The following is a 25168-nucleotide window of genomic DNA, read 5'->3' on the forward strand; positions in this document are numbered from 1 at the left end:
TCCTTGTCCGCATTGCCTCGGCGGGCCTGACCGCCGGTCCTCTCACCGCTTCCGCCAGGATCGGAAGCCCCGCAGGTGTTCCGGTGTGACCACGCTCTCCAGGCGCTCGTCGTCCTGGTCGCCGCCACCGAGCGCGGCCAACAGGCGTCGGGCCGGTACGTTGCGGTCGGTGCGCAGCGCCGTCAGCCGGACCTTCGCGCTGCCGAGCTGGTCGGCTCGGTCCGCCAGCCACTGCAACAGCCGTTCCTCGACGCCTCGGCCGAGGGCACGGCAGCTCAAGTTCCAGGCGAGAACGTCGACTCGGTCGCCGTCCGCGCGCAGGGCGAGCAGGCCGATCTGTCCGTAGTCGCCGAAGCGGTCTCGCGCGGCGACCGTCCACACCTCGCCGTCCTCCCGCCAGCGCGCCAGATCGCCGCCGTCGGCCGACCGGGGACGGAGGGTGAACTGATTGGTGCGGCGGACGAGTTGTTCGGCCCGTTCGACGTCGGCATCGGACAGGGCCCGGATGTCGACCTCAAGTCCGAGTTGGGCGAGGAACTCCTCGAAGCCGGCCTGTGCGCGCACCGCGTCCCGTTCCCGTTCCTGTGCGTAGAACCCGGCCCGCAGTCCGTCCTCGGCCGTGGCCGCCGCCGGAACGAGCGGCCACAACCGCCTTAGGAAGGCGTCCAGTTCGGCGGCCGGAGGGCAGGTCACGGACAGGACGTCCGGCAGCGCCGACCGCATTCCGGCGATCTCGACCGCGTTGTCGTCGAGGAACAGGAAGCTGTCCAGCCCCAGGTTGAGGGTGCGCGCGGCCTCCCTGAGGCGCTCGGGCTTCGGGCCCCAGCCGGCGGACAGCACGGTGAGGTGTTCCGCCCTCAGCAGGCTGTCCGGACGGTCCAGAACGGCCCGTACGGTGTCCTCGTCGTTGTTGCTGACCAGGGCGAGCAGCGCGCCCGCGGTACGCCATCGCAGCAGCGTCCTCGCCAGTGCGGCGCGCGGTCCGGTCAGGTCGACCGACTCGGGGCCGGTCTCTCCGGCGACCCCGCCCCAGAGGGTCTCGTCGCCGTCCACCGCGATCACCTTCGGCGCGGGACGCAGCACGGCTCGTACGACCTGGGCCAGCCGCAGGGCGACCGCCGCCTGGAAGCGGGGGGTGAAGGGCAGATGAGCGAGCCGCTCGGTCCGTTCGTCGAAGGGTTCGGCGACGGTGTGGTGGTGTGTCCAGTCGTCCGGGCCCAGCACCGCGATGCCGGGCGCCTCGGTCAGTTCGTCGACGAGGTCGCTCTCCCACAGCGCGAAGCGGTCGTCCCGCCGCGCCGAGGGGAGGATGCCGACGATCAGTGGTCCGCGGGTCCGCTCGGACAGGGCGCGCAGCGCGGCCGGGTAGGCGGTTCGCAGTTCGGTCAGTACCGCGTCGGTGACCGGGCCGAAGCGTTCGAGGTCAGCGGCCCGCAGCAGCACCACGCCCACCGCCGTGGCCGGATCGGTGAAGACTCCCGAGGGATCGCGCAGGGCGGCGAGCACCTGGTGGTACGGCGCCTCCGTCACCGTCAGTCCCTCGTCCCGGCCTCTCCCCTCCCGCGCTCCCTCCTGGGTGCCGTCCGCCACCGCCGCCTCGCACAGCAGCGGCAGATCGCCGAGCGCGAAGGTGGCGGCGAGGGCGAGCGAGCGACGCGTACGGGCCACCGGCGCCCCCTCAACGGGCTTCCCTTCAAGTGGTGTTGCCGTCGCCTCTATGGCGACCGGAGGCGGTGTGGCACCCGGTGCGCGAACAGCCGTCGTCGGGTCCTCGGCCGTCTCGGCGAGCAGCCGCAGGAACGCCTCCGCGAGTCCGGTGGAGGTCGCCGCGTCGAGGATGTCGAGATTGTGATCGAGCCGGACGCGGCCGGCGTCCGGGGTCATGGTGATCATGAGGTCGAGGTCGGAGTAGCCCGTTCCGGCCGGAAGCACCTCCAGCCGGCCGAGGGGTGCCGCAGAGGAGCGTACGTAGTTGAAGTACACCTCCACCAGCGGGGCGTTCGCCCGGTGCAGCCCCTGCCTGGCCAGTGCCGGCAGCACGTCCGAGAACATGGCGCCCTTGGAGAGGACCCGGTCCAGGCGCGCGTCCGTCCGGCACAGCACCTCCTCGATCCGCTCCCCCGCCGCCGCCTGTGCCGGGAAGGGCACCGGCACACCGAAGAAGCCCACCGCGTCGTACGCGTCGGCGTGGATGCGTGTGTCGACGGGCACGGCGAGCACGAAGCGCTCCCGCTCCCGCATCCTGGCCAGCAGGACGGTCAGGGTACCGAGGCAGAAGGCGGCCGGTGTGACGGCGAGCCTGCTCGCGGCCGCCGACACCCGCTCCATCAGCCCGCCGGGTATCTGCACGGTCACGCTCCCGGCCCGGTACGAACGCTTCTCCGGGCGCGGCCGGGCGAGCGTCAGGTCGAGGCGTTCGCTGCCCTGGAAGTCCTCGCGCCACTCGGTGCCGGCGGCTGCGGAGGCATCGCCGGTCCGCTGGGCCTCGACGAGCAGGTCGATGTCACGGTTGGTGACCGTGTCGCCGAGCGGGGTTCCGGACAGTTCAGCGTCGATCTCGCCCGCGACCAGGAGCAGCGACTGGAGATCGCTCACCGCGTGGTGCGCGCCGAACAGCAGGATCTGGCCGCGTGCGCCGGCGTCGAGCAGCTCGAACCGCCACAGGGGCGTTCTCGCCAGGTCGAACGGCGGCTCCAGGAGCCGGGACAACCGGTCGTCGGCGTCGGGTACGGCGTCGGCGGGCACGTGTGTCCAGCGCAGCAGCGGCTCGGCCGGCTCCCGTTCCACCCGCAGCTGTCGTCCCCTGCCGGTACCCGCGTCGATCGCGGTGCGCAGGGCCGCGTGGCGCCCGGCGAGCCGGGTGACGATGCCGGTGAGCGCCTCGCGGGTGGTCGGCGCGGTGAGCCGTACGGCGAGGCCGATGGCGTGTGCCGCGTCGGGCATGCCGGGCTGGGCGCTGCGCAGCAGCCTGACGACGTCGCGGGTCGCGGGCCGCAGCGCGGTCTCGGGCACCTCGGTGGCGGCCTCGGACCGTGGCTCGGTCCTCCCTGTCGTGGTACCCCGTTCGGGCAGCACCTCGCCGAGGGCCCGTGCGAGGCCCCGGATGTCGGACGCCGAGAAGACGGCGGCGGCCGGGAGTTCGACGCCCAGCTCACGCGCGAAGGCGTTGCGCAGCCGGACCAGCATCAGCGAGTCCAGGCCCAGTTGCTTGAGGGCCGTGGTGGCGGACAGCTCGACGGCACCGCCGGAGACCTGGCCGACCTTGGCCCGTACGTACGCTTCGAGCCGTGCGGCCCGGTCCTCGTCGGTCGCCGCCACGAACACCCGTGCGACGAGGTCGTCCGTGCCCGCCGCGTTCCCGGTGACGGTGATCAGGTCGCCCAGGATCGGGCGGGCGCGGGCCGCGTCCTCGTCGAGCTCCAGTGCGGCCCTGTCCAGAGCGACGGGGGCGAGCTGACGGCGGGAGGAGGCGAGCACCCGGTCGAACATCTCGCCGCCTTCGGCCGGGGTGAAGGCCATCAGGCCCGTACGACTGGTCTCGGCGGCACGGTCGGCGGAGCCTGCGACCATGCCGACCTCCGCCCAGGCGCCCCAGTCAAGGCTCAGTGCCGGGCGGCCGGCGCGGGAGAGGTGGTGGGCCCAGGCGTCGAGGAAGGCGTTCGCCGCCGCGTACGGGCTCTGGCCGGCCGAGCCGAGGACGCCCGCCACCGAGGCGAAGAGGACGAACCTGCCTGCCTCCGGGGCGAGTTCGGTGAGCAGGGCGGTGCCGAGGACCTTGGGGGCGAGGACGCGTCGTACGCGTTCGCCGGTCAGGTTCGCCACCGTGGCGTCGTCGAGGACACCCGCCGTGTGGACGACCGCGGCGATCGGCCCGGCCGCGCGCCGTACGCCGTCCAGGGCGGCGGTCAGCGCGCCGCGGTCGGCGACGTCCGCGCGGGCGAGGTGCACGGTGACGCCGCGGGCCTCGATGCCCTTGATCCAGCTCTCCGCGGCCGCGTCGGGGCCGCTGCGGCTCAGCAGGGCCAGCCGACGGGCGCCCCGGCGGACCAGCCGTTCGGCGGCCACCTTGCCGAGTCCGCCGAGACCGCCGGTGATCAGGTGCACTCCGTCCGCGGAGATCCCCTCGTCACCGCCGTCGTCCGGGCGGGTGCGGGCGAGGCGGGGCACCAGCCTGCCCGATTCGCGCAGCGCGACGAGCCGTTCGTCGTCGGCGTGACGCACCTGCGTCCACAGGGCCTCGTGGTCGTCCGTTGCCGGCAGGTCGATCAACGTGGTCGACAGCTCCGGGTACTCCTGGGCCACCGAGAGTCCGAGGCCCCAGGCCAGCGCCTGCTGAGGGTGTGTCACCTGAGTGCTGTCACCGGCCGCCTGGCTGCCCCGTACGACAATGAACAGGCGCGGGGCGCGGCCCCGGGGGCGGTCGGCGAGCGCCCGTACCAGGTGCAGGGTGCTCAAGCAGCAGCACAGCGCCGCCTCTTCGGCCGTGGCGGTGTCCTGGACGGCCGGCGCGTCGAGTGCGGACAGCTGCACCACCCGCTCCGGCGGACCGTCGGCGAAGGCCTCGTCGAGCAGACGGGTCAACTGCCCTGGATCGGCCGGGTCGAAGACGTAACGGCCGGGTCCCTCGGCGGCGAACGCGGCTCCCCTGCGCGCGATCACATGGGGCACCGCGGCGGCGGACAGCCGCTCCGCGAGCGCGTCGGCCACTCCGGTCTCGTCGGCCAGGACGAGCCAGCCGCCGTCGACCGGCTTCTCCCGTGCGGGCGGGCGCGGCTGCCAGCGGGTCTCGAAGAGTGCGCCGTCCAGCGGCGAAAGCGCGGCGAGCTCGAACTCCGCCGCCTCCAGCACCAGTTGGTCCTTCTCGTCCCAGAGCCGCAGATCCAGGAGGGCGGTGTCGCCGTCCACGGAGCGCAGCCGGCAGGTCGCCCAGGCGGGTGCGGAGCGCAGACCGGTGAACCGCACGCGCCCCACACCGGCGGGCACGAAGGCCCGGCCCGTCGGCGCGCCGGCAGGCAGGGCCGCGGTGTGGAAGGCGGCGTCGAGGACGGCGGGATGCAGCAGATGACCGGCGGAGGGCTGCCGGGCGAGCCGGCCGATCGCCGCGGTCTCGGTGCGGTGCCCCTGTTCCAGGAGCCGGAAGGCGGGGCCGTAGTCGATGCCCAGGGCCGCGAGTCCCGCGTAGACGGCGGGCAGGTCAGCCTCTTCCCCGCACCGCTCGCGCAGCACGGCGGGCTCTTCGCCCCGCTCCAGGGTGTCGGGCACGCGGGGCGCGTCCGTCACACCGGCCGTGGGTACGGGGCCGACGTCGAGGACCCTGCCGGTGACATGCCGTTCCCACGGCGCGGGCCGTGCCCCGGCGGCCGAGGAGGCGATGACGAACTCCTGGGAGCCGTCCTCCGTCGCGGGCATCATCACCAGTTGCAGCCGTACGGGACGGTCCGCGTCCAGAGCCAGCGGCCGCACGAACCTCACGTCGGCCAGCCGGACCTCACCGCCGTCCCGCAGCGCGGACGCGGCCTCCACGGCCAGGTCGAGGAAGGCGGCGCCCGGCAGCCAGACCTCGCCGCCGACCCGGTGGTCGGTGAGGTAGGCGAAGCGGCTGTCCCGCAGGTCGATGTCGCTCTGGAAGATGTGCCGGCCGGGGGTGTCGCTGGCCTCGACATGCGTGCCGAGCAACGGTGAGGTTCCGGCCGTCGCGGTGGCCGGGGCGGGCGCGCGCCAGTGGCGCTCGCGGGCGAAGGCGTACGTGGGCAGTTCGGTCCGGCGGCCCTGCGGGAACAGCGCAGGCCAGTCGGGCGTGTACCCGGCCTCGTACAACTCCCCCAGCCGGCCGAGCAGAACGCCCCGTCCGTCCTGTCCACGGCCGAGCGAACCGATCGCGACCGCGTCGATCCCCGCTTCGGCCGCCACCGCCTCGATCGAGGCCGTCAGCGAGGGATGCGGGCTCAGTTCGACGAAGTAGCGGTAGCCGTCGTCCAGCATCCGCCGGATCGTCTCCGCGAAACGGACGGGCCGTCCGAGGTTCGCGTACCAGTGGTCGGCGTCCAGCCGGTCTCCGGGCACCGGTTCGGCCGCCACCGTCGAGTACAACGGGGTCGGAGCGCACTTGCCGCTCATTCCGCCCAGCAGGTTCAGCAGTTCGGCGCGGACCGGGTCCATCAAGGGGGTGTGGGAGGCGAACGGCGTCGACAGCCTCCGTACCGGGATCTCCGACGCCTCCAGCCGCGCCCGCAGTTCGGCCAGCGCCTCGGTGTCGCCGGAGACGGCCGTGGAGTGGGCGCTGTTGACCGCCGCGACGAACAGCCGGCCGGCGGAGGGCGCGAGGAGCTTCTCGGTCTCCGTGCGGGACAGTTCCAGGGACAGCATGCCGCCCTGTCCCACGAGCGGGGCGACCGCCTGGGCGCGGGCGGTCACCACGGCGACGGCGTCGTCCAGGGTGAGGGCTCCCGCGCTGTACGCGGCGGCGATCTCCCCCAGGCTGTGCCCGGCCACGGCGTCCGGGCGCACGCCGAGCCCGCGCCAGGCGGCCGCCAGGGCCGAGTTGACCGCGAAGAGCACCGGCTGGAGGAACTCGGTGCGGCCGAACGGAGCGAACTCCTCGGGTGCCCGCAGCACGTCGATCACCGACCAGCCGACCCGGCGGCGCACCGCCTCGTCGATACGGGCCAGTTCCTCGCGGAAGGCCTCCGACTCGGCCGCCAGCTCCACGCCCATGCCGGGCCACTGGCCGCCGTGACCGGCGAAGACGAAGGCCACCTTGCCCGTCCGCTCACCGCGGGGCGGGGCCGACGCCGTCCGTCCGGCCGCCAACGCCTCCAGTTTCGCACGCAGTTCGTCGCGGTCACCGGCGACGATCCCGGCGCGCTGTTCGAAGTGGCTGCGGTGGCGCGCCAGGGTGTGGGCGACGTCGGGCAGGGAGGCGTCCTCGTCCAGGTGCCGGGCCAGCCGTGCGGCCTGTCCCCTTACGGCGGTCTCACCGCGCCCGGACAGCACGAACAGCCGCTTCTCCGGGGTGATGTCGCGCTCCGGCAGGACTTCGGCCGGTTCGGCCTCCTCCACGATCAGGTGCGCGTTGGTTCCGCTGATCCCGAAGGCGCTCACACCGGCCCGCCGCACGCGGTCGCCCGATGACGGCCAGGCGACCGTCTCCCCCAGCAGACGCAACCCGCTGTCGTCCCAGTCGACATGGCGACTGGGGGCGGAGGCGTGCAGGGTGCGGGGCAGGGACCGGTGCCGCAGGGACTGCACGACCTTGATGAGCCCTGCCACACCCGAAGCGGCCTGAGTGTGACCGATGTTGGACTTGAGCGAGCCGAGATACAGCGGCCGGCCCTCGGGGCGCGAGGCGCCGAACACCTCCGCGAGGGCGTTCGCCTCGATGGGGTCGCCGAGGGTGGTGCCGGTCCCGTGGGCCTCGACGTAGTCGATGTCGGCGGGTTCGAGTCCTGACAGCTCCAACGCCCGCCTGATCACCTGTTCCTGGGCAGGACCGTTCGGCGCGGACAGGCCCTGGCTGCGGCCGTCCTGGTTGACGGCCGTCCCGCGCAGCACGGCCAGCACCTCGTCGCCGTCACGCCGTGCGTCACCGAGCCGCTTGAGGACGACCATGCCCGCGCCCTCCGCCCAGACGGCGCCGTCGGCGTCGTCGGAGAAGGAGCGGCAGCGGCCGGTCGGGGACAGTCCTCTCAGCCGGCTGAACTCGACGAAGGTCCCGGGCGTCACCATCAGCGTCACCCCGCCGGCGAGCGCCAGGTCGCACTCGCCGGACCGCAGTGCCTGCGCCGCCAGGTGCAGCGCCACCAGGGACGAGGAGCAGGCGGTGTCCACCGTCAGGGCAGGACCGTTCAGGCCCAGCGTGTACGCGAGGCGGCCCGAGGCCACGCTCGGCGCCGATCCCGTGCCGACGTATCCGTCGAGGTCGTCGAGCCGTGATCCCGCGAGGTAGTCGCTGCCGAACATGCCGACGTACACGCCGGTCGCGGTGCCCGCGAGTTCGGCCGGGACGATCCCGGCGCGTTCCAGCGCCTCCCACGCCGTCTCCAGCAGCAGCCGCTGCTGCGGGTCCATGGCGTCCGCTTCCTTCGGGGTGATGCCGAAGAACCCCGCGTCGAAGGACTCCAGGTCGTCGAGGAAGCCGCCCTCCTTGGCGTAGGACTTGCCCAGGGCCTCCGGGTCGGGGTCGTGCAGCGTGTCCACGTCCCAGCGGTCCGCCGGGAACGGGCCCACCGCGTCACGGCCCTCCGCGACGAGGTGCCAGAGTCCCTCGGGGTCGTTCACCCCGCCGGGCAGACGGCAGGCCATCGCCACCAGGGCCAGCGGCTCGTCGGACGGCGGGGCGGGGGTGCGCGGGGATCGAGGCCCGGGTACGCCTCGTCCGGAGGTTCCGCCGTCCGTGGCGAGTGCGGTGGTCAGCAGATGGGCGCAGAGCCGGGCCGCGGTGGGGTGGTCGAACAGCAGGGTGGCGGGGAGCCTGGCGCCGATGCGGGTGCCGATGCGGTTGCGCAGCTCCACCGCCGTCACCGAGTCCATCCCGAGCTCGCGCAGCGGCTGATCGGGACCGACGGACTCGGCCGATCGCAGGCCGAGCGCGCGGGACGCCTCCTCGCGGACCAGGGCCAGGACGCGGGCGGCGCGGTCGGCCTCCGTCAGCCGGGCCAGCCTGGCCGCCAGACCCGTACCACCGTCCTGAGCGGTGCGGGGTGCGGGCAGAAGCGAGCGCCACAGGGCCGCCGTACCGTCGTCCGTGGCAGCCGTGGTCTCCCGCAGGCGGGGCAGGTCGAGGGACGTGGCGATCAGGTGCGGAGCGCCCCGGCGCAGGGCGAGTTCGACGAGTTCGCGGCCCTGGTCGGGCGTGAGGCTTCGGTGGCCCAGCCGGGCCATCCGGTCCAGGTCGGCATGTTCGGCGGCGAGGCCTTCGCCCGACCAGGCGCCGAAGGACACCGAGACCCCGGGCAGCCCCAAGGACCGCCTGTGGTGCGCGAGTTGGTCGAGGAAGACGTTGGCCGCCGCGTAGTTCGCCTGCCCCGGGCTGCCGAGCAGGCCGGCCGCCGAGGAGATCAGCAGGAACAGGTCGAGGGGTGCGTCGGCGGTGAGCCGGTGCAGATGGGCGGCGCCGTCCACCTTGGGACGCAGCACCCGGGCGAGGCGTTCGGGGGTCAGCTCGGCGACCACTCCGTCGTCCAGGATTCCGGCGCAGTGCACGACACCGCGAAGCGGCAGCGCGTCGCCGACCCGGGCGAGGACGCCGGCCAGGGCGGCGGCATCGGCGACGTCGCACTCCGCGATCTCGACCTGGCAGCCGAGCGCGGTCAGTTCGGCGGTGACCTCGGCGGCGCGTGGATCCGAACTGCCCTGACGTGATGTCAGAAGCAGCCGGGGGACCCCGTGTTCGGCGAGGAGCCGGCCGATCTGCCGGCCGACGGCGCCGAGCCCTCCGGTGATCAGCACGGTGCCGTCGGTGGGCACCGGGGCGCCCTGGCCGAGGAGGTCGAGGACGACAGGGGTGCTCGATGCCCCGCGCCGCCGTATCGCCTCACGTGCGGCGGTGACGGGCAGGACCTGGGCACGCGCGGTGCGCGCCGGATCGGCGACGGCCTCGCGCAGCGTCCGGGCCCACTCCTCGCTGTCGGCGGCGCGGTCGGGCGCGAGGGGCAGGGCCGCCGCCACGGTGAACGGCACGTCGTCCGGGAGCACCGTGACCAGCCGCGCGTCCGCCACCGCCTGGGAGCCGGGCGGGGTGTCGGCGAGCGCGAGGACCCGCAGGCCCGGGGTCAGGTCCACCACGTCGTCGGCGGTCTCGGTGACCACACCGGAGCAGACGGTGTGCCGCCGCTGTTCGCCGGGCCCGGGTACGGCCACGGCGTGCGCCTGGATCCGCACCTGGCCCGAGGTCAGGGCGGGGGGCGTGACAGCGTGCAGGGTCGGGTCGTCCGCGGTTCCGGCCAGTTCGTAGCAGTCACCGGCCGGAATCCGCAGCGTGTCCGTCGCGCGGGCCCGTACGAGCCGCGGAGCAAGCAAGACGCCTTCCCTGAAGGCGAGTTCGGGCTCGTCGGCGTGGGCCGCGGCCGTCGGCAGGACGTCGGCGGGATCGGAGCCGGTGAGGTCGAGCAGGGTCAGCCCGAGGTGCGGGTGTTCGGCCCGGGCGCTGCGGGCGAGGCCCCACAGCACCGACTGGGCCAGGCCCGGCACGCCGTCCCCCGCGCCGGTCGCGACCGCGCCGCGGGTCACCCACAGGGTCCGGGCGGGCCGCTCGTCGTCCGCGAACGCGATCAGGGCGCGCAGTTCGGCCAGCGCCGTCGCGGCCAACTCGTGCGCCGTGGAGGCGGGTTCGGCGTCGGGCGCGGGCCGCGGCCAGAATCGTACGACGGTGTGGGCGTCGGTCTCGCGCAGCTGGACGCCTGCCGCCGCCAGCTCGCGCAGGGCGGCCGCCACCTCCGGGTCCGCGGGGTCTCCGTGGACGGCCCACGCGGCGGACGGTGCCGGCTCGGGGTGTTCGGTCACGGCCGTCCACGCCACTTCGTACAGGTGCCGGGCGTTCTCCGAGGCGCCGTTCAGGTCCGCCGGGTCGGCGGCCCGCAGCCGTACGTCCTCCAGGCGGCCCGCGGGAAGACCGTCGGAGTCCCACAGGGTCACGTCGAGGACGACGTCGGTCCCCGAGCCGCCCGAGCGGCGCACCAGCGCGGTGAGGTCGCTCGGTCCGCCCGGCGGCAGGACGCAGCGGCCCACCGCGACGGGCAGCAGCACCCGGCCGTCGGACGGGTCCAGCGCCGCGGCCACGTGCAGTGCGGCGTCCAGCAGTGCCGGGTGCACGGGGTAGGGACCGGCCGCGTCACGGGCCACGGACGGCAGCGACAGCCGGACCAGCAGTTCGCCGTCGGCGGGCGTCGTGACCGCCGAGCGGACACCCTGGAAGCAGGGACCGTAGCCGAGACCGAGCGCGGCCAGCCGTTCGTAGGTCGCCGGGCCCCAGACGGACTCGGCGGCCTCCGGCCACTTCGGCGGCTGGGCCGCCGTCACCGGGGCGGGGGCGGCCGCCGAGGCGGTGGCGTGCAGGGTCCAGCCCGGGGCCTCCCCGCCGCGCGGGCGGCTGTGCACGGTGATCTCGGGCGTGGATCCGGCGGTGACCACCTCGACCGACACCTCGACCGTGCCGGTCCGCGGCAGCACGAGGGGCGCGAGCAGGAGCAGTTCGGTCACGTCGCCCGACATGTCCGGACGGGCCACGGCGAGCGCGGCGCGACACAGCTCCATCACGGTCGTGCCCGACACCACGGTCCGCCCGAACACGGCGTGGTCGGACAGCCAGTCGGCGGTGGCCGGGGACCAGTCGTTGCGGAAGGTCCAGCGGGTCTCGTCCGGCGACTGCAACTGGACGCCCAGCAGCGGGTGCGCGGCGCGGTCGAAGGGGCCCAAGGTCACGGCACCGGACCCGGGTTCGGGATCGATCCAGTGGGACCGGGCGTCCCAGGCGTACGTGGGCAGGTCGGCCGTCCGCGTCCCGGGGACGAGGCGGCGCCAGTCGATCCGCCGTCCGTGGACGTGGAGTTCGGCGGCGGCCCGGTCCAGACAGGCGGGCCCGTCCTCGTCGCGGCGCAGCGATCCGACCGCGACCAGGTCCGTGTGACCGTGGTCCTCGGCGACGGTGCGGACGGCGGTGACGAGGGAGGGGTGGGGGCTGAGCTCCACGAAGTGGCGGTAGCCGTCGGCCACCATGCGTTCCACGGCGGGCGCGAAACGCACGGGTTCCCGCAGGTTCGTGTACCAGTAGTCGGCCTCCAACTCCTGCGTCACCGGCTCGCCGGTGACCGTGGAGTACCAGGTGACGGAGGTCAAGGAGGTGGTGACACCGTCGAGTTCGTCGAGGATCACCCCGCGCAACGGCTCGACGCGGGCGCTGTGGGAGGCGTAGTCGACGTCGAGCCGGCGGACGAACACCTGCTCCCGGGCGAGGTCGGCGAGCAGGGCGTCGAGCGGCTCCTCCTCACCGGCGATCACCGTGGAGCGGCCGCTGTTCACGGCCGCGACGGACACCCGGCCGCCGAGTCCGCGCAGGCGCGTCTCGACCTCGGTGTGCGGCAGGGCGACGACGGCCATGGTCCCGGTGCCGGACACCTCGGTCAGGGCCTGGCTGCGCAGGGCGACGACCGCCGCCGCGTCGTTGAGGCTCAGCGCCCCGGCGACGCAGGCCGCCGCCACCTCGCCCTGACTGTGCCCGATGACCGCGTCCGGCCGTACTCCGCGGGCCCGCCACACCGCGGCCAGGGAGACCATCACGGCGAAGAGGACCGGCTGGACGACATCCACCCGGTCCAGGGAAGGAGCGCCCTGGTCGCCGCGCAGCACGGCCGCCACCGACCAGTCGGTGAACGGCCGCAGAGCCGCGTCGCATCTGTCGAGTTCGTCCGCGAACACCGGTGAACTGTTCATGAGTTCACGGGCCATGCCGGGCCACTGAGAACCCTGACCGGGGAAGACGAACGCCAACTTGCCGTGCGGGAGCACCTGTTGCGGGCCGACGACCAGGTCGGGGTCCGGCTTCTCCTCGGTCAGACCGTGGAGCGCGGCGAGCAGTTCGTCGTGGTCGCCCGCACGGAGGACGGCGCGGTGCTCGAAGTGGGTGCGGTGGTGGGCCAGCGTCGCGGCCACGTACGCCAGTTCCGGGCGCGGTCGCGCGGTGAGCGCGTCGATCAGGCGGGCGGCCTGCCCCCGGAGGGCCGGGAGGGTGCGGGCGGACAGCGGGAAGAGGACCGGCTGTTCGGGACGCGGGCCCTCGGCGGGTATCGGGGTGGCGGGTGGAGCCGGAGTGACATCGCGTGCCGGAGTCGCGGCCGCCGCCGCCGACGTCGCGGCAGACTTCGGCGTCGGAGCCGGCTGCACGACCGGGCGTGTCAGGTCCTCCGGCGATTCCTCCAGCACCACATGGGCGTTGGTGCCGCTGATCCCGAACGCGCTCACCCCGGCCCGCCGGACCCGGTCATCGCGCCGTGGCCACGCCTCGGCGTCGCTGTGTACGCGCAGGCCGCCGTCCGCCCAGTCGACGTGCTCGGTCGGGGTCTCGGCGTGCAGGGACGCCGGGAGCCGTTCGTGGCCGAGGGACAGGACCGTCTTGATGACGCCACCGATGCCCGCCGCGGCCTGAGCGTGACCGATGTTGGACTTCAGGGAGCCGACGCCCAGGGGCCGGTCCTCAGGCCGTCCCGGTCCGAAGACCGACGCGAGCGCCCGGCCCTCGATGGGATCGCCGAGCGGCGTACCGGTGCCGTGCGCCTCGACGTAGTCCAGGTCGTCCGGGCACAGCCCGGCGTCGTCGAGGGCGGCGCGCAGCACCCGTTCCTGCGCGGGACCGCTCGGCGCGCTCAGGCCCTGGCTGCGGCCGTCCTGGTTGATCGCCGATCCCTTGACGACCGCGAGGACCCGGTCACCGTCCCGGCGCGCGTCCGCGAGCCGCTTGAGGAGCACGAGACCGCAGCCCTCGGCCCACACCACACCGTCCGCCTCGGTGGAGAACGGGCTGCACCGCCCGGACGGCGACAGCCCGCGCAGTCTGCTGAACTCGACGTGCCCGCGCGGTGTCACGAGGAGCGTCGCGCCGCCGGCCAGCGCCAGGTCGCACTCGCCCGCGGCCAGCGCGCGGGCGGCCAGGTGCAGGGCCACGAGGGAGGAGGAGCAGGCGGTGTCGACCGTGACGGCCGGTCCGTGCAGGCCGAGGGTGTAGGCGATGCGCCCGGACGCCACGCTGGACGCCGAGCCGGTACCCACGTGTCCGTCGAGCCGGTCCAGGGAGGCCGAGGCGAGGTATCCGCTGTCGTACAGGCCGACGTAGACGCCGGTTCGGCTGCCGTTCAGTGCCTCCGGGACGATCCCGGACCGCTCGATCGCCTCCCAGCCGGTCTCCAGCAGCACCCTCTGCTGCGGGTCCATGGCCGCGGCCTCGCGCGGCGAGATGCCGAAGAAGGCGGCGTCGAAGCGGTCGATGCCGGTCAGGAACCCGCCGCGCAGGGTGTACGCCTTGCCGGTGGCCTCCGGGTCGGGGTCGTACAGCCCCTCGGTGTCCCAGCGGCCCGCGGGCACCTCGCCGACGACGTCCTCGCCCTCGTCGAGCAGTCGCCAGAGAGCCTCCGGGTCGTCGGCGCCGCCGGGGAACCGGCAAGCCATGGAGATGATCGCGATGTCGTCCCCCGTCCGCACGGACGGGCCGGCCGGCGCGTCGCGCGAAGCCGGGGCCGGACCGGCCGCGCCCAGAGGTCGTTCATCGAGGACGGCCTCGGAGATCCCCGCGATGGTGGGGTGGTCGAAGACGACGGAGGGTTCGAGCGGCCGCCCGGTCCACGCGGACAGGCCCGCGACCAGCTTCACCAACTGGACCGATCCCAGACCGAATTCGGCGATCGGTCGCTCCGGTGCGACGGCCGAGGGGGCGAGCCCGGTCACCTCGGCGACGGCGGACGTCAACCAGGCCCGCACCCCCTCGGCGGTCGTCGGGGACATCTCGGGGAACTGCTTCGGGGACTCGTTCGCAGGCATCTGGGCTGGTGTCCTCGTGAACTCGGGCTCAGGTGGATTCCGTACGGCCGGTGCGGCGGGTGCACGGGCGTAGGACGGACGCCGCCGACGCCCGGCGGGCGACAGACGACAGACGGCAGACGGCAGACGGCAGACGGCAGGGACAGTGGGAGGGACAGTGGGAGGCAGCGGCGCATTCCGGTGGTGTGCGGTGGACTTCGGCGGATGCGGGCGCGGCACGGCCCCGTGGTGTCGCCCGACGACCGCCCCGCCGAGGGCCGACGGGCCGACCGCCGACCGCCGACCGCCGACCGCTCAACAGACTTCACGGAGGAAGACATTGAGCAGCTGACCGCACAACAGAGCTATCCCAGGCGGGTGTTGAGCCGCCGACGGCGCACGGGCACGCCGTCGGCGGGGCTCATGCCGACGCGGGTGCGCCGACCAGGGAGAGGGTTCCGTCGAGATAGGCCGCCCGGGAGGCACGGCGCTGGATCTTCCCGCTGGACGTCTTGGGGATGGTGCCCGGGTGGACGAGCACGACGTCACGCACCGGCAGGCCGTGTGCCTCACTGATCGCGCCGCGGATCAGATCGATGATCTTCTGGGACTCGCCCACCGCCTCGGGTGCCGTCTCGGCGACGACGACGGGCTGTTCGCCCTCCCCTCCGCCGTCCACGGAGAAGGCGGCGGTACAGCCGGGCCGCAGCGCCCAGTGGGACATCTCGGCGGACAGTTCCAGGTCCTGCGGATAGTGGTTGCGTCCCTCGATGACGATGAGATCCTTCAGACGGCCGGTGACGAAGAGTTCGCCGCCCCGGAGGAATCCGAGGTCGCCGGTGCGCAGGAAACGGCCCTCGCGACCCTCCAAGGTGGCACGGAAGGTCTGGCGGGTGGCCAGCGCGTTGCGCCAGTACCCCCTGGCGACGCTCGCGCCGGAGACCCAGATCTCACCGACCTCGCCCTCGGGCAGCTCTTCCTGCCGTTCCGGGTCGGCGATCACCACGGTGACGCCGCGGCCGGGCCGGCCGGAGCCGACCGCCGCCACGTCCATCGACCTGGCCCCCGCCCGACCGGGATGCGGCCCGGCCCCGTCGGCAGCGTTCAGGGTGACTTCCGCGTCCGTACCCGCGCCCGCGACCAGGGTCGGCGGCACCTCCACCGAACCGCCCGTGACGATCAGCGTTGCCTCGGCCAGGCCGTAGCACGGATAGTGGGCCTCACGGCGGAAACCGGCCGGACCGAAGGTCTCGGCGAAGCGGCGCAGGGTCGCGGCCCGCACCGGTTCGGCGCCGTTGAAGGCGACCTTCCACCGGCTCAGGTCGAGGCTGTCGAGCAGCTCCGGCGTGGCATGCCTCAGGCACAACTCGTAGGCGAAGTTGGGGCCGCCGCTGGTGTGCGGACGGTACCGGCTGATGGCGTTCAGCCAGCGCTCGGGCCGCTGGAGGAAGTGCAGCGGGGAGAAGAGAGTCGCGGTCACGCCGAGGTAGGCGGCGTTCAGGACCGGGCCGATGAGACCCATGTCGTGGTACACGGGCAGCCAGCTGACGAAGAGTTCGTGGTCGTACTCCTCGATCACGTCGGGAGTGTGACCCATCCGCTCCGTGATGACCCGCTCGTTGTCCATCAGGTTTCCGTGGGTCACCATCACCCCGCGCGGGGCGGAGGTGGACCCGGAGGTGTACTGGAGGAAGGCGACCGAGTCGGCGGTCAGGTCGGGTTCGCGCCAGGACGCGGCCGCCGCGTCGGGGATGTCCTCGGTGGCGACGCAGGTGATGTCGGCCAGTTCGGGCAGGTCTTCCGACATGCCGGCCAGGGCCGCGATCACCTCGCGGCCGCCCAGGATCACCTTGGCGTCCGCGTCGGCGATCAGGCGTTTCACCCGGAGCAGGGCGCGGTGGTTCTGCGATCGCCCGTGCGGGGGCAGGCCCGGCACGGCGACGACACCGGCCGAGAGGCAGCCGAGGTAGCCGCAGATGAACTCGAGGCCGGGCGGATACAGGAGCAGGACGCGGGCGCCGGCCAGGCCGCGCTCCTGGAGCCAGGCCGCGACGGCACGGGACCGTTCGGCGAGCCGTCCGTACGAGATGTCCTGGATCTCTCCGTCGACGTCACCCGTGAGGAGATACCGGTAGGCGGTGCGGTCAGGCTGTCTGGAGGCGTGCAGAGTTAAGAGATCGACCAGGGAACGAGCCATGGGAGGAGTCTCACCTGTTCGGATGATTGAGCGAAAAGAACGGAGTTCGAAGGCCGCGTCATGGGTGCGCGCAGATGCCGTGTCCGCCTGGCCCCCTTGCCAGAACGTCCGTCTCGACCAATCCGCCGGGAAGCGACGGCGTTGCTCGCGCCGGCTCCCCGTGGCCCCCTACGGATTGCTACCAACGAGTAACACGATAGCAAGCCAGACCTGCCCCTTCGATGTAACCCCGGGTACTAAATACGGAATTGGTCAGACTGACGATTCGTCAGCAGGCTTGAGCCGGGTGAAGCCGCTGGTACGCGAGGTGAACCGAGAGGGCGTGTGTACCGCGTCACGCACTCCGAACGACGTTCGAGCCACTCGGGCCCGCCCGGCGAAACACGACACCGCCGACTCGGCCGACGATTTCCGCCCCAGGCATGGACACGACGGGTCGCCGGTGGTGTCATGCCGTTCGGAGCACCTTTGCAACGTTAGAAAAGCAGCCCTCGGCACACCGCTCCGGGCTGCCTTCGTCACGCTGCCGTGTGGTGCCGTGGATCCCAGCGCTCACCGCACCTCGCCGCACGTTCACCGCAGATCGAGCGTCGCCCCCGCACCTGAACCTCTCCGAACGGCTGTCCGCCGTCCCCCACGCATCGGAGACCCACCCCATGGTGAATCCCGCAGACTCCAGCACCCCGAGCACCAGCCGCCGCGCGCTCTTACGGTGGACCGGCGCGCTGGCCGCCGCCACGGCCACCGACGGCGTGTTCACGGCGAAAGCCGCACAGGCCGCGGCACCTTCCGCCGCGGGTGAGGGTGCCTCCGCGCAGGCCCTCGCCGCCTCCACGTTCAGTCCGCTGCGCCCGCCCGCCGTTCCGCTGGCCGTACGGTCGCCCTACCTCTCCACCTGGGTGGCCGCGGACAACCTCGCCGGGACCTGGGCCACCTTCTGGAACGGTCACATCACCGCCCTGTGCGGCCTGGCCAGGATCGACGGCGCGGCCTACGTCTTCGCCGGATCACCCGCGCTGCCCGGCGGCCCCACCCTGACCACCATGCGGCAGCTCTCGCTCCAGCTCACGGCGACCCGCTCGATCTACACCCTCAGCGGCGGCGGGGTGACCCTCACCGTCACCTTCTTCTCCCCGGTGGACCTGGAGAACCTCCGACGCCAGTCGGTGCCGCTCAGCTATGTCACCGTCCAGGCGGCCTCCGACGACGGCCGGGCTCACAGCGTCGAGGTCCATGTCGACGTCTCCGGGGAATGGGTCCACGGCGACAACGGCACCCCCATCACCTGGGCGCAGCAGCAGTCCGGCGCGATGACCCTCCTCAGCGCCGAGCCCGCCTCCCCGGCGGTCCTCCAGGAGAACGGTGACCAGGCCGCGTGGGGACGGCTGGTGCTCGCCGCTCCGACGGGTGCGGGGACGAGCTGGCAGATCGGACAGGACACCGTGGTGCGGACCGCGTCGGTGAGCGGCGGCCACCTCGCCGGCACCGTGGACGGCGCGCAGCCGAGGGCCATCGACGACCGCTGGCCGGTACTCGGGTTCAACCGGGACTTCGGCATCGTCGGCCCCGGCGCTCCCTCACCCGCCTTCACCCTCACCCTCGGCCATGTCCGTACGCCCGCTGTGAGTTATCTCGGCACCCAGCTCCAGCCCTGGTGGACGCACTACTGGGATGCCTGGCCCGACATGGTCGTCTGGTTCGACGCCGATCATGCCGCCGCGCTGGACGCCGCGACCGCTCTCGACCAGCGTATCCACGACGACGCGGTCGCGGCCGCGGGCGGGGGCACCACGGGTGAGCACTACGCCGCGGTGTGCGCCCTGGCGTTGCGTCAGTCCGTGGGCAGTGCCGAGCTGGTGGACCGGGGCGGTGTCCCCTGGGCGTTCCAGAAGGAGATCTCCTCCAGCGGCAACATGTCGACCGTGGACGTCGTCTATCCGACGTTCCCCGTGTACCTCCACCTCTCCCCCGGCTATCTGCGGATGCTGCTGGAGCCGCTGCTGGACTACCCGGAGCACGGCGGCTGGCCCAACGCCTTCGCCGAGCACGACCTGGGCCGGCTCTATCCCAACGCGGACGGCCACGACGACGGCAACGAGGAGTCCATGCCGGTCGAGGAGTCGGCCAACATGCTCATCATGGCCGCCGCGGTCATCCAGCGGCTTCCCTCCGCCGACGCCGCCGCCTTCGCCCGTACCCACTACGCGATCCTGCGTCAGTGGGCCGAGTACCTGGCCGCCAACGCCCTGGACCCCGGCTATCAGAACCAGACCGACGACTTCACCGGGTTCATCGCCCACAGCTCCAATCTGGCGCTCAAGGGCATCATCGGCATCGGCGCGATGGGCGTCGTCGCCGGAGCCGTGGGCAACACCGGGGACGCGGCCCGCTACTCCACGCTGGCCCGCAGCTGCGTCAGCCGCTGGACGACCCTCTCCGAGGACTCCTCAGGCCGTCACCTCAAGCTCGCCTACGACCAGGACGGCACCTGGAGCCTGAAATACAACGGCTTCCCGGACCGGCTGCTCGGCCTGGACCTGATGCCGCTCGGCACCGCCGCACGTGAGGCGTCCTGGTACGCGGCGCACGCCGGGACCTACGGAGTGGTCCTCGACCCGCGCAACGACTACACGAAGGCCGACTGGGAGCTGTGGACCGCGGCCTGGCTCGCCGATCACACCGCGACCCGCGACACCCTGGTCGACGGCGTCTACGGCTTCGCCGACAGCACCGCGCAGCGGGCTCCCTTCACCGACTGGTACGTGGTCGCCACCGCCGCCCAGCGGGGCTTCGCCGACCGGGCCGTGGTCGGCGGGACGTTCGCGCTCCTGCTGCCCCCGGCCCCCTCCGCCACCGTCTGGCGCCGCGTCCAGAACCGCAACTCCGGGAAGGTGCTGGCCGTCTCCGGGATGTCCCTGGCCGACACCGCCGACGTCACCCAGTACGCCGACAACGGCAGTGCCGACCATCTGTGGACGCTGATCGACAACGGCGACGGCACCGTACGGATCGTCAACCGCAACAGCGGCAAGGTGCTCGCGGTGCACGACCAGAGCCTCGACAACGGCGCCCATGTGCAGCAGTACCAGGACAACGGCACCCCGGACCACATCTGGCGGACCGTCGACGACGGCGACGGCTGGCTGAAGATCGTGAACGTCCGCTCGGGAAAGCTGCTCGCCGTCGACGGGATGTCCGGCGCGGACGCGGCCCAGGTCACCCAGTGGGAGGACAACGGCACGTCCGACCACCTGTGGCGATTCCTGTAGGCCCTCCGTCCCGCCCTTCTTCATGCCGCCCCGTTCTGCTCCGGCTCGTTCCGCCCTGTTCGGCTCTGCCTCGCTCCGCCCCCCTCGGCCCTGTCCTGCCTCGTGAGGAGGACCAGTCATGTCCCTCCGTCCCCTGCTCCGCATCGTGCTGCCATTCGCCCTGCTTCCGGTGCTCCTCGTGCCCGGCGCGCCTCCTGCGCCGACTGCCGCAGCGCCGCAGCCGCTGGCGTCAGCGCCGGCGTCGGCCCCCGTCTGCTCCCTGTACTGCGACACGCTGGACCCGTCGAAGGCCGCTCAGGAGTCCTTCCCGGTGTCCGACCTGAACCTCAACGGCAGGCTGCTGCGACTGCACGTCGACGATGCCGACGGCATGGTCTGGGCGAGCATCGACCGCGCGATGCCGAACGACGCCGTCTGGCTGGACCGCTCCTGGGACGGCGGTGCGACCTGGGAGGGACTGCTGGGAAAGGCGGCCGTCCCGGCGACGTGGACCGGCACCCGAACCCTGATGTACAACCTCTACGACCCGGGGAATCACCGGCGCGGCCTGCTGCGTGCCTGCGGTGACGCCCAGGGCGTGACCTGTACGGGGTGGACGCACACCGTGGTCTGCGCGGCCGTGTGCGACGGCGGAGGCGGCGCGGCCGGTGACAACCGGCCGGTGGCCCCGACCACCCTCGCCGGACGCACCATCACCCTGCACACGGACAGCACGGGGATGGCCTGGGCGACCCTGGCCGACGGCCGGGCGGGAGACGAGGTGTGGCTGGACCGCTCCTGGAACGGCGGCGTGAGCCTGCCCGACGGATCCTCCCTCGGACGGCTTCCGGTCCCCGCCGGGGCTACCGGAACCGGCACCGCGCGGTACAACACCACCGATCCGCTGGGCCGCCTCTACGGTGGCGCGGTGCGGGCCTGCGGACGCGCGGTGGAGGGCCAGAACGGCTCGTGCACCGCCTGGGCCCGCCCGGTGACCGACAGCGCGTCCGCCGCGGCGGACGCGCTGATGTACGCGTACGACCCCACCACCGCCTACTGGCGGTCCAGTTGGTGGAACTCCGCGGTCGCGCTGACCACCGTCATCGACTATCTGCGGCAGAGCGGCGACACCCGGTACACCTGGATCGTCGAGCAGACCTTCAAGACCGACAAGGTGGCTTTCCCGGCAGGGGCGCGCAGCTCCGATCCCATCGAGGGGGACTTCATCAGCCGCTCCACCGACGACTCCGAATGGTGGGCGCTGGCTTGGATCGACGCCTACGACCTCACCCACGACCGGCGCTACCTCGACGAGGCCGTCACCATCGCGAGCTATGTCAACAGCCTCTGGGACACCGGTAGTTGTGGGGGTGGAGTGTGGTGGGACCGCGAACGGACGTACAAGAACGCCATCACCAGCACGCTGTACGTCCGTCTCACCGCGGCGCTGCACAACCGGCTGCCCGGCGACACCGTCTGGCTGGGCCGGGCCACCACCGCCTGGAGCTGGTTCCTGGGCAGCGGTCTGGTCAACTCCTCGGGCCTGGTCAACGACGGCCTCACCCGCGGCTGCGCGAACAACGGCCAGACCGTGTGGAGTTACAACCAGGGGCTGGCGATCGGTGCCGCGGTGGAGATCTGGCGGGCCACCGGCAGCGCGACCGCGCTGGCCACCGGCCGCCGGCTCGCGGACGCGGCGCTCGCCTCCCCCGTGCTGGTGGACGCGGGCATCCTCACGGAGTCCTGCGACGCGCTCACCTCTGACTGCGACGACAACGCGAAACAGTTCAAGGGGGTCTTCATGCGCTACCTCCAGGACCTGGACTCCGTGACCGGCAACAGCTATCTCGCCTTCGCCACCGCCCAGGCCGACCGTGTCTGGAGCGCCGATCGCGACAGCCTGAACCAACTCGGCCAGCGTTGGTCGGGCGGCGGATCCGCCGCCCATCCCAACGCCCGCGACTGGCGCACCCAGGCCTCGGCCCTGAGCGCGCTCCTGGCGGCAGGCTGACCGGCAGCAACCACGGCACCCGGCCCATGCGCCCGGTGCCCGCCGTCGCCCTCCGGGTCCTCCCGACCCGGGGGCTCACGACTCCGTGTGGTCCGGATGCCCCGCGGTGCGGCGTCGTTCCTTCATCTCGGCCTCGAAGACGTGGTCCACGCCTTCGGTCAGGGCGCCGCGGATCTCGGCCTCGACCTCCTTGAACGGCTCGTAGTAGGTGGAGTTGTACGACTCGACGATCTGGAAGGTCCAGTGCCCCGGGATGACGTTGCGCCCCAGGATCTCCCGCTCGACGCGGTCGGCCCATTCAGGCTGACCGGCATCGCGAAGGAGTCGCACGGCACGGTCCAGTTCGAGATCGGCTCCCCCGGTGAGCTGATGGAAGTCGTAGAGACTGCCCCGGGCGCGTTCCGTCGTCTCCAGAGCCTTCGAGAGGGCTCCGAGCGCCTCCACGGTGGTGTCCGACACTCCGCCGGGGCGCCGCCGTGCCGCAGCGGGGACATCATGGTGATCGTTCATGGACTCATGGGTTTCCCGTCCGGAGGAATCCTCACGCGCGCGCGTCCGATCGAGGGTGTCTCCCCGGGGCGGCCAGGCCTCGTACACTCGGCGTCCGTGGCTGATGACCCGATGACACGGCTGAATCCGCACGCCCTCGGACGGGTGTTCAACGAGGTGCCGGAGCTCTACGACCGGGTCCGTCCGGGATATCCCGACGAACTGTTCGCGGACCTTGTCGCCGTCACCGGTATCGACGCGGACTCGTCGGTGCTGGAGGTGGGCTGCGGCACGGGTCAGGCGACCGGCTCGTTGGCGGCGCCGGGATGCTCGGTGACCGCCGTCGAGCCCGGCCCGGAGATGGCCGCGCTGGCTCGCCGACGGTGCACCAGCTTGCGCAACGTCGGGATCGAGACGTCGACGTTCGAGGAGTGGGACGACCGCGGTCGGCGATTCGATGTTCTCGTGGCCGCCTCGTCGTGGCACTGGGTCGATCCGTCGGTCGGCTGGCGGCGTGCGCACGAGGTCCTGCGTCCCGGAGGCTGGACGGCGCTGCTCGGCAACGTCGTCGTCCGTCGGCCGGGCGAGCCGGAGGTGTACGCGGAAACGGCCGATCTCCATGAGCGGTTCTGTCCCGGAAACCCCGGCTGGGGCCATCCGCCGCTGGAGGCCGACGTGCGCACCACCGACGAGGGGTGGGGCCTGGTCGCCGGTCCCGGAGGGCTGTTCGGCCCGACGATCGTGCGCTGGTACCCGGCCGTTCAGTGGTTCGACGGGGCCGGTTTCGCGGATCTCCTGCGCTCGACGTCGTTGTACCGACGGCTCGCCCCCGAGGTCCGAGAACCCCTGCTCGACGCCGTCGCCGAGCGCATCCGCACACGGATGGGCGACCGGGTCGCACGCCGCTATCTGAGCGTCCTGCGGGTCGGACAGCGCGTGGCGTGAGCCAGGGGGCACGGAACGGACTGCCGGCCCTGTCCTGGAAGCGGCCGCGCGCCTGAAGACGGAGCAGGGGCGGAGCCGACGGGAGTTCACAGGTTCCCGACCGCCGCCAGCAGACGGCCCACGGCCTCGTCGACCGTCGAGCGCGGACAGCCCAGGTTCACCCGCATATAGCCGTGGCCCTCGATCCCGAACTTCTGCCCCTTGTCCAGCCATAGCCGGGCTCTGGTGAGCATGAACTTGTCCAGGGACTCGGCGTCCATTCCCAGTCCCCGGCAGTCCATCCACGCCAGATAGAGGGAGTCGGCCGGCAGGACCCGCACCTTGGAGGTGGCGGAATTGACCGCGTGCGCGAAGTGCGCGTGATTGTCGCGCAGATAGCTGAGCAACTCCTCCAGCCAGGGCTCGCCGTACGTGTAGGCCGCCTCGGCGGCGACCATGCCCAGCACGTTCACCAGGGGGAAGGCGTTGCGATCGTGCTGGCGGGCCAGTTCGGCCCGCAGCCTGGGATCAGGTACGAGGACGTTGGCGCTCTGGAGGCCGGCCAGGTTGAACGTCTTGCTCGGAGAGGTGCACGTGATGCTGTTCCGCGCGAACTCCGCGCCGAGCGAGGCGAAAGGGGTGTGCCTGCGGGCCGGGTTGATGATCAGGTCCTGATGGACCTCGTCGGAGACGACCAGGACGTCGTGCCGGGCGCAGATCTCCCCCATCGTCCGCAGCTCGTCCTCCGTCCAGACGTTCCCGGTCGGGTTGTGCGGGTGGCTGAGGATGAACAGCTTGGTGTCGGGACGGATGGCGGCCTCGAACGTCCGGGCGTCGAACCGGTAGCCGTCCTCGGTCCGTCGAAGCGGTGCGAACGCGAGGTGGCGGCCGTTCAGCAGGACGTCCTCGTGGAAGTGGACATAGACCGGGGGCTGGATCAGGACCGAGTCACCCGGCGCCGAGAACGCCTGAACGACCGTCTTGAGCGTGGTGATGATGCCCGCGGTCTGCATCACCCACTCCCTGGGCACTTCCCAGCCGAAGCGCCTGGCCTGCCATCCGGTCACGGCGTCGAGGTAGCTGTCGCGCGCGCCGGCGGGATACCCGAAGACGCCATGGTCCACCGCTTCGTGGAGCGCGTCCGTCACGGCCTGCGGCGCCTTGAAATCGGTGTCGGCGACCCACATCGGCAGCGGATCGGCCGCGACCTCGTCCGCCGTCAGGAACTCGTGGGCGGCGGCCCACTTCATGGAGTTGCTGTTCCTGCGGTCGACGACGGCGTCGAAGATCGATCCGGCCCCGGCCGCGGAGCCGCTCCGCCGCGCCCGGCCGTGTGGGGTGGTGTCGGTTGCCATGCCCGGATGCTAACCAGGACGGCCCCGGAAGCGGATCATGCTCACCGGACGGCGAAGAAGACCTGGGGGCGCCGCTCGGTCCCTGGGTCACTTCGTCAGCGGGCAGGAGCGGTTCGAAACTGTCGGCGTAGGGCCAGTCCGATGGCCGCCTCATCCAGCCGTACGAACGATAGGGGCGCCATGCCCGGTGCTGCTGCACCAAATAGCCTGCAACTCCCGTTTGTTCTACCGGAGTTCGACGACGTACCTCCGCCGCCCGCCTTCGCGGTCCCCCTTCCCGATCGGCCGACGCGAAATTCCCTGCGCGGCCACCCGGCATCCCGTAACCTCGTGGATGTCGACGCGGGGTGGAGCAGCTCGGTAGCTCGCTGGGCTCATAACCCAGAGGTCGCGTGGTTCGAATCCCGCCCCCGCTACGAAGTTCCGGCCCCATCGCCCCAGC

At 72.5% G+C, this 25168-nt stretch carries 7 protein-coding genes and 1 tRNA gene; 4 read left to right on the plus strand and 4 right to left on the minus strand.

Going from position 1 to position 25168, the window contains the following annotated elements; all coding sequences use genetic code 11:
- Positions 1–42 precede the first annotated feature (42 nt).
- Both ACZ4AA_RS22140 and ACZ4AA_RS22145 read right to left on the minus strand, forming a co-directional pair.
- Positions 43–14523 (minus strand): SDR family NAD(P)-dependent oxidoreductase, encoded by a 14481-nt coding sequence (locus ACZ4AA_RS22140; protein ID WP_467604883.1) that lies wholly within the window; start codon positions 14521–14523, stop codon positions 43–45.
- Positions 14524–14923: 400 nt separating this feature from the next.
- Complete coding sequence (locus ACZ4AA_RS22145) at positions 14924–16699, minus strand: fatty acyl-AMP ligase (protein WP_467604886.1); 1776 nt, start codon at positions 16697–16699, stop codon at positions 14924–14926.
- A gap of 656 nt (positions 16700–17355) precedes the next feature.
- Here ACZ4AA_RS22145 and ACZ4AA_RS22150 point away from each other — a divergent pair.
- Both ACZ4AA_RS22150 and ACZ4AA_RS22155 read left to right on the plus strand, forming a co-directional pair.
- A complete protein-coding gene (locus ACZ4AA_RS22150; protein ID WP_467604890.1) occupies positions 17356–19968 on the plus strand; it encodes a glutaminase domain-containing protein in 2613 nt (870 codons plus the stop codon).
- 118 nt (positions 19969–20086) lie between these two features.
- Positions 20087–21958 carry a glycoside hydrolase family 76 protein gene (locus ACZ4AA_RS22155; protein ID WP_467604896.1) on the plus strand — a complete coding sequence of 624 codons (1872 nt, stop codon included), beginning with the start codon at positions 20087–20089 and terminating at the stop codon, positions 21956–21958.
- A gap of 75 nt (positions 21959–22033) precedes the next feature.
- Here the strand turns inward: ACZ4AA_RS22155 and ACZ4AA_RS22160 are convergent, their stop codons facing one another.
- Positions 22034–22468 (minus strand): hypothetical protein, encoded by a 435-nt coding sequence (locus tag ACZ4AA_RS22160; protein WP_467604900.1) that lies wholly within the window; start codon positions 22466–22468, stop codon positions 22034–22036.
- A 96-nt stretch (positions 22469–22564) separates the two neighbouring features.
- Between ACZ4AA_RS22160 and ACZ4AA_RS22165 the strand changes: the two genes are divergently transcribed.
- Positions 22565–23392, plus strand: a complete 828-nt coding sequence (locus tag ACZ4AA_RS22165; protein WP_467604905.1) for a class I SAM-dependent methyltransferase — start codon at positions 22565–22567, stop codon at positions 23390–23392.
- 86 nt (positions 23393–23478) lie between these two features.
- On the opposite strand, the gene ACZ4AA_RS22170 is transcribed toward ACZ4AA_RS22165, so the two are convergent.
- Complete coding sequence (locus ACZ4AA_RS22170) at positions 23479–24726, minus strand: MalY/PatB family protein (RefSeq protein WP_467604910.1); 1248 nt, start codon at positions 24724–24726, stop codon at positions 23479–23481.
- 341 nt (positions 24727–25067) lie between these two features.
- Here ACZ4AA_RS22170 and ACZ4AA_RS22175 point away from each other — a divergent pair.
- Positions 25068–25142, plus strand: a tRNA-Met gene (locus tag ACZ4AA_RS22175).
- The last annotated feature ends 26 nt before the right edge of the window (positions 25143–25168 follow it).

It is taken from the genome of Streptomyces sp. NPDC024698 (genome assembly GCF_055559015.1).

Coding starts and splice junctions, on each gene's coding strand:
- ACZ4AA_RS22140 (WP_467604883.1), bottom strand. CDS start 14,523: ATGCCTGCGAACGAGTCCCCGAAGCAGTTCCCCGAGATGTCCCCGACG.
- ACZ4AA_RS22145 (WP_467604886.1), bottom strand. CDS start 16,699: ATGGCTCGTTCCCTGGTCGATCTCTTAACTCTGCACGCCTCCAGACAG.
- ACZ4AA_RS22150 (WP_467604890.1), top strand. CDS start 17,356: ATGGTGAATCCCGCAGACTCCAGCACCCCGAGCACCAGCCGCCGCGCG.
- ACZ4AA_RS22155 (WP_467604896.1), top strand. CDS start 20,087: ATGTCCCTCCGTCCCCTGCTCCGCATCGTGCTGCCATTCGCCCTGCTT.
- ACZ4AA_RS22160 (WP_467604900.1), bottom strand. CDS start 22,468: ATGAACGATCACCATGATGTCCCCGCTGCGGCACGGCGGCGCCCCGGC.
- ACZ4AA_RS22170 (WP_467604910.1), bottom strand. CDS start 24,726: ATGGCAACCGACACCACCCCACACGGCCGGGCGCGGCGGAGCGGCTCC.